The sequence below is a fragment of the Pseudomonas sp. BJa3 genome (assembly GCF_026343815.1).
Taxonomy (GTDB): Bacteria; Pseudomonadota; Gammaproteobacteria; order Pseudomonadales; family Pseudomonadaceae; genus Aquipseudomonas; species Aquipseudomonas soli.
Window position 1 is genome coordinate 1 of the sequence record NZ_JAOXMC010000422.1, and the last position, 248, is coordinate 248.

The 248-nt window shown below is 59.3% G+C and carries 1 pseudogene; it reads right to left on the reverse strand.

Annotation, left to right across the window (positions count from 1 at the left end):
• A pseudogene (locus OH705_RS28270) lies at window positions 1-227 on the reverse strand (hypothetical protein); the annotation flags it as partial.
• Window positions 228-248: the final 21 nt, after the last annotated feature.

Sequence of the window (248 nt, forward strand, 5' to 3'; positions counted from 1 at the left end):
TGTTGTTCGAGCTGCTTTTGCAGCTTTTCGATCATCTTGCGCAGTTGTTGGACGTGGGGGGGCTCGCTGTCGGAGCTGACTTCGGCGCTGGGTTTGCTGTTATTGCGCATCGACTTCGGATCGATTACCACCTTGCCGTCTGCGTCTGGTTTGGCGGCGGTGCCCTCGGTACCGACGTTGATCCGCAGGCCGCTGCCACTGGTGCTCGGCGCTGGGTTCCCGTTCAACACTACGGCATTGATTGCCAT